This window comes from Flavitalea antarctica, from assembly GCF_054461535.1.
Window position 1 is genome coordinate 1 of sequence record NZ_JBTLQG010000071.1, and the last position, 6,252, is coordinate 6,252.

Consider the following 6,252-nt stretch of genomic DNA (forward strand, 5'->3'; position numbering starts at 1 on the left):
GAATTTCTCTTGTAGTCTAAGATACAAAAATTTGTTCGCTTCCCGATTCGGTCTACGGCAAGTAGCTTACCGCTAACTATTAATTATACGTCATTGCATGACGTATTTGCACAGTCAGGAGCTATGTTTTTTTGTTTTGGATTCTTGAGTTATGATCCTGAAAATAAAGAGGATGGCTAACACAGCCAATCATCAAAAGCTAAATCACTTGCTGTGGATATACGCACTACATTTAAATATGGTGCAAAATTGTGACGCGATATTTTGAAGGACAGTAAATGCTGACTGGCGTGATTGGTTTATCAGCCGCGAATAATATTACCCCATCTGATCTTGAAAAAACTTTACAAACGGTCGAGCGGACTTTTGATGTTCTGAATCGCAATATCGGTTACGTGGGTATAACGAAGCGTGGTCCGGATATCATTATGACCCAAAAGATCCTGGATATAACGGATATCCGTCCCCTGCTCTAAAAGATGGGTTGCATAACTATGCCGCAACCCATGAATCCCCGTATCAACATTGATTTTTGCCCGTTCCAGCGCCTGCTCAAAAACCTTTTGAGCACTTCGGATGCTATACTGGCCGCCATATTGCCCCTCAAATAAAAAAACTTTTGGCCGGTAAGTCGTGAAATACACACGAAGCTGATCCAGTAGTGTTATCGGTAGATTTACATACCGGTCTCTTTTTCCCTTCGCGCGGGCGATAAATACACGCATGGTCTTACTATCCACATCCGATATCTGCAAAGCTACAATCTCACTTACCCTTAGTCCCATCCCATAACAAACCTTCAGCATTGTATTGTGCTTCAGGTTTGTTGTAAGAACAAGAAGACGCTTCACATCCTCAACAGCCAGTTTCTTTGGCAACAGCCGCGGCTTTTTAGGCCTGGGAATGTCAAACATGATCTCCGGTTTATGAAGCAGTTGTTCGAAATAACATTTGATAGCATTGATCCTGCTATGCATAGTATTTTCTGAGAGCTTCAAATCATTGATACAATACAAAAAATATGACTTTAACCGCTTTGTGTCCAGGCTGTCAACAGGAACAGATTTCAAAACATTCAGCAACTGGACAAACTCATTCAGATATGTCCGGATCGTATAATGACTATAAGCCCTGAGCTCAAGAAACTCAGAATAATCCTCCAAAGCCTGACGATTCACCTCATGGACACTTTTCAACATGCCCGGTGTAACATATTCATGCTTAAGGTGAAATAACGCGCGATAAGTTTTATTATCAGCCACATGCCAGGCATTCAACCTCTGATCCCACCTCGCCCCGGCGAGTTTTGAAACATGTTTACCAACATCATTGGCGTCTTCCGATCTGACTATTATCCTGTAACTGCCATAATGCCGCGGGAGGTAAAATTTTTTGGTTCCGGAAGGCAAGATGAAATGAATGGGGGAATAATCCACGTGAAAAATACAAGAGCAAAAGCGTTTAATCATCACCACTATTTGCCCTAATGCCGACGCGAACTTGCAAAGCTTCGCCATGCCAGTCCCATCGTTTTTTTTCAACAGGCAGCGAATCAGGGTATAAAATACTCTTAATTATATAATTGTCAATGTTAACAGAAATTAAATTAATTGAATAAGTGTTTCTACTCAAAAATGCTTTTTTCAAGTACCGGGTTTAACGGGAATGGGTGGGCGAAAGTGATCGCATTTACAAAATATGGAATAGGTACCCCCCCCAAATCTGGCTATTTTAAGAGGGATCGTCCCGTTTATTTTTGTAGGGCGGTGCTGCAACGATCAAACACTGTACTAGTTAGATAGAATATCAACCAATTCTTTAAATCCTTTTTTCCTGGCGTGTTCCAGGGGTGTGATACCATTTTTGTCTGCAATGTTTTTGTCTGCCCCATGTGCAAGCAACAATCTTACTATTTCCTGTTGACCTTTGCCTCCATCTGACAAAACAATTGCTTCTAACAACGCCGTCCATCCCAACCTGTTGATGTGATTAACATTTACATTTGTTTTTTCAAGCAATAATTTAACAACCTCTACATGACCTCTTTCACAGGCAGGAATTAATGCAGTTCCTCCATAACCATTTAAAATCGTCATATCCGGATTGGATTTTTCAATCAGTATTTGAACAATATCCTGATACCCCTTCACACTTGCAATCATAATTGGTGTATTATCAATTTTATCGCTTGCGATATTTACATTCGCACCATGTTCTAAAAACAATTTCACCATTGCAATGTCATTTCTGTCTGTCGCGATAATGATACCAGTTTCATGATTGGCATCTTTAATATTAATATCAATATTGTTTTTCAATCCATTTTTTACTGTATTAACATCGCCATTTCTAACTGCTGTAAAATATTTGCCGGCATCTATTTTTGTTTTATCCAAATCTTCTGTTTTTTTATTACTATTCATGGCTTTCGAATTTTGATTACAACTCATGGTCAAAATGCATGATAACATGAGCATTACAAAAAGGCTATATGCTTCGCATTTTATCATAAATATATTTTCAGCAGTTTTGATTGTTTTGTTTCTAATCTCTTTGTGAATTTTCTTGAAGAATCAATAAAGCAAATCAGATGTTATCATGGGATGACAATTCAATCTACTTAATTTTTTTAATAGATTTCGCGGAGTGGCCGATACCTCAGATGACGTGAACCCTGTAGTTCCACACCTTTCCAACACATCAATAATCCAAAAGAAAGTAAAGCACACCACTGTTGTTTTCAAAGGCAGCCAATACCAGCATAACATACTCCTATTTAATAATTGCCTGTTTTAACAGCAATTAAATCGTGCAAATAAGTGCTCCTACTCAAAAATAAATTTAGAGACCGGGTTCCCAGTATTCCGCGGGCGAAGATGGGAAATCAGCCGGCAATATCATACAGAAAATATGGAATAGGTGGAACCCTTCTTGTTGTATAATTTTAAGCCCGGCTTTAATCGTAGAAAGCCTGTAACCCTATTTTGTATCACGACTTAACCAATAATCAGAAGTCATTTTTACGTTATTTCTAAACCACAAATGCAACATCTCTTACATTATCTAACTAAGTGGTTCTTAACTGGCCTGTTCATATCTGGAAGCATGTTAACCACTCAGCATGTGCACTCCCAGGAAGAAAAGAAACAAGACGGAACAAAAATAGAGGGAAAAAATCAACCTGGTCCAACCGCAAATATCCAGTCGCTTATAGAGGAGATCGATGGACTGATTCACAAATACGGGCTATACAAAGACTCTCTAAACTGGACACAGATCTACAACGAAATCAGCTCGCTCAGGTTTACAAAAACAGACACTACCAACCTTCGTTTGGTATTAAATGTATTCACTCAAAATCTCCGTAAAGCCGGTGATAAACATTCTTTCTTTATATCGACCGCAGTTGTAAAATCTTCTTCAAAACGGGAAAAGAAACCACCCACGCCCACTGCTCAATACATCGGCTCTGGAATAGCATTAATTACCGTTCCATTGTGTTTCAATGATCAGAAATCAAAAGACATTAAATACGCAAATACGATCCGGGAACAAATCAGGAAAATTGATACCAGAAATAATATAACAGCCTGGATTATTGACCTGAGAAGCAATGTCGGTGGCAATATGTGGCCGATGCTGGCCGGATTAAATGCCCTGATCGAAGACGGCACTGTCGGATATTTTATCAACCCTATTTCCAAAAGCGAACAGCCCTGGCCCTCTTATAATGGAAAACTCATGTTCCCGAATGCGATAATCAATGATTATAAAGTGCGGACCCGTGACGTCAAAATTGCCTTGTTAATTGATTCAATGACAGCCAGCAGTGCCGAGATGACTGCCGTATCATTTATCGGGCTGCCAAACGTAAAAATTCTTGGGCAACCGTCAGCCGGATATACTACTGCAAACACTACCTATTACCTGTCTGACGGTACCATGTTTAATTTGGCTACCTCTTATATTGCCGATCGAAACAGGAAATCCTATATGGACAAAATTACACCGGAGGTAACTGTGAAAAGTAACGGTGATAAGGCAGTCGACGAAGCAGTTGAAATAATCAAACTATGGTTGCGTCAACCCGGGAAAATGGAATGATCTCCATACTTACCCATCACAAGACCCAAAATTACTTTCTTATCGGACTCGCATGCTGATTCGATGGCCTTATATTGGCTGACTATAGTCTTGTTATTTTTTACCCTCAGCAGTTCAAGAAGTACCTCTTTATCATGCAGCTCTCCTAAAACGTCCTGCATTTGATCATAAAATTTCTTCTCTTTCTCTTTAAGGATATCATCAGCTTCTGATAAATAAATTATTTCCTTAATTGCTTTGCGGGTCTTATGCAGGCTAGACATCTGAGGCTGCGGATTTAACTTTAACTCTATTTCTTTCTTCTTTCTGCGTACATATCTCTTCAGTTCACCCCTGTCAACTCTTTTTAAATCATTTTTCAATTTATTCCATAAACGTTTTACGTTCGCGATATATACCGGCAGCGCTGAATTAAAAGCTGCAATTGATTCCTTTATGTCACCGGGTATAAGCTCATCGTAATTTGCCTCTATTTGATACTGCTCCAGCAAACCTATAAGAACATCCGCGTCGCGGATAGCTCCTGCGCTGCGGAATATTTGACGTAAAGGCCTGAACCGTTTGTTTGATTTGAAGTCCTTTTTGTTTTCATCAATTACCGGGAAGGTTGCCTTTATCTTTTTAATATCTACCCGTATCCGATGAAGCGTTTCGGGTTCATTGGAAATATTCCATTTTTCCAGGTGACTGATTAGTGACCTGAACTGCTGGTAAACAAATTTTTCAAACGGTCTCATATTTTTGTTCGGCTACAAAGTTTCTATTTTCACCACTTAGAAGAACAATGACAAATACAATAACCCATAACATGAAAATACCAATGTTAATGCGTTCCCGGATTCCCATCCAGGGTGTGGGGCCGTTTATCGGGATATTGGGCGCTTCCAATTACGCTAAACCTCCAAACAGGATATGGAAAAAAATAGACGCAATGGTATAAGCACGGAAGCTTTTCCCAGGGCCATGGCTCCCAATCCCATCATAATCATCATGGAAAGAACCTTTGCTATTGACCAGGCAATATGCAGGCTATCGGTAAAGGTCGGTTCTGACCCGCGCTGATGCATCGGTGGCCAATAGATATTGAATACACAATATGCGATAATTAACCAACCAACAATACGAAGTGAATGATTTGTTTTGGCTGATTGAAGAATTCCCCATCCAAATGCCGCAAAGAGCAATGGATAGGCTATTACCAGGGATACCCACAACTTCCGGGTTGGAGCACCCTATTGCAGATAACTCACTTACAGAAATGAATGACAAACTATAACCATCGTATTGAGCCGGGACGTAAATATTTAAGGCGAGATATCATAAAGATGAGAGAATACCAGAGGCAAGAAGAAGTCTTGTAAATGATATTTTTTTAGAGGATTCCATATAAAACGTAGTTACGCTTTCATCCGGCCGGCGGTGGCAGATCTTACAAAAGGGGTATAGTCTTAGCCCATTGAGTCCTTAAATATCGTTTTGGAATCTGTGTTTTACAATGATAAATGGCAGCGTCGTTACTGATAATTATCAACGTCCGTTTCCGTGCAAGTTGTAGTGAGTGGTGGGTTCGAAGCAACGATTGCTGTGAATAACAATCAGTTGAAAAGATAATATTCCCCATGACACGACTGATCTCTTTGATTTGCCTGGTTTTGCTGGTGGGCTCCTGTACAAAACATACGCCTACGCCGGGCTTACCTCAAAAACTGAAGGTACTTACCTCGGCTAACCCCGATTGTATCTGTGATCCATATATTGATCTGTACAAGTGGCGGGGGCAATACATTTTTTTCATGGGATATAAAGGTCCCGCCTGCGACTGGGCTCCATTACTATATGATGCTGCCGGCGAACCATTTGTTTTTCCGACCGGTACAAACTATTCAGTTTTTTTTGGCGAAAAGGATTTTATCAGGAATGATGGACATGTGTCAGATAGAGAATTTTACAAATACCTGGTGTGCAGTAGATAACCGAATGTCTGGGTGCATTTTCGAGGCGATTCAGGAGTTACTAATTGTGTGGTATGAATTCGTGAAGAGATGGAGAAGGGGCGAAGGATGAGTTGTCGTTGGGTTATGGGCAAAAAAAAAGCCTCACGATGATTAGTCGTGAGGCTTAAATAAATATGGCAGCTACCTACTCTCC

The 6,252-nt window shown here is 40.1% G+C and carries 6 protein-coding genes; 3 read left to right on the top strand and 3 right to left on the bottom strand.

All coding sequences use genetic code 11. The features are described 5' to 3' along the window. Positions 1-344 precede the first annotated feature (344 nt). Both ACX0G7_RS27035 and ACX0G7_RS27040 read right to left on the bottom strand, forming a co-directional pair. Positions 345-1,469, bottom strand: a complete 1,125-nt coding sequence (locus ACX0G7_RS27035) for a tyrosine-type recombinase/integrase (RefSeq protein WP_458926670.1) — start codon at positions 1,467-1,469, stop codon at positions 345-347. A 321-nt stretch (positions 1,470-1,790) separates the two neighbouring features. Then, positions 1,791-2,423, bottom strand: coding sequence for an ankyrin repeat domain-containing protein (locus ACX0G7_RS27040; RefSeq protein WP_458926671.1), 633 nt, complete (start codon positions 2,421-2,423; stop codon positions 1,791-1,793). A 682-nt stretch (positions 2,424-3,105) separates the two neighbouring features. On the opposite strand from ACX0G7_RS27040, the gene ACX0G7_RS27045 reads away from it, so the two are divergent. Continuing rightward, entirely contained in the window at positions 3,106-4,104 is a 999-nt protein-coding gene (locus ACX0G7_RS27045; protein ID WP_458926672.1) for a S41 family peptidase, read from the top strand. On the opposite strand, the gene ACX0G7_RS27050 is transcribed toward ACX0G7_RS27045, so the two are convergent. Continuing rightward, positions 4,083-4,841, bottom strand: coding sequence for a CHAD domain-containing protein (locus ACX0G7_RS27050; RefSeq protein ID WP_458926673.1), 759 nt, complete (start codon positions 4,839-4,841; stop codon positions 4,083-4,085). The two genes, ACX0G7_RS27045 and ACX0G7_RS27050, sit on opposite strands and share 22 nt — an antisense overlap. A gap of 175 nt (positions 4,842-5,016) precedes the next feature. Between ACX0G7_RS27050 and ACX0G7_RS27055 the strand changes: the two genes are divergently transcribed. Both ACX0G7_RS27055 and ACX0G7_RS27060 read left to right on the top strand, forming a co-directional pair. Further along, entirely contained in the window at positions 5,017-5,166 is a 150-nt protein-coding gene (locus tag ACX0G7_RS27055) for a hypothetical protein (RefSeq protein WP_458926674.1), read from the top strand. 557 nt (positions 5,167-5,723) lie between these two features. Next, the gene (locus tag ACX0G7_RS27060; RefSeq protein ID WP_458926675.1) at positions 5,724-6,077 is read left to right on the top strand and encodes a hypothetical protein; all 354 of its coding nucleotides are present in this window, start codon (positions 5,724-5,726) and stop codon (positions 6,075-6,077) included. Positions 6,078-6,252 lie beyond the last annotated feature (175 nt).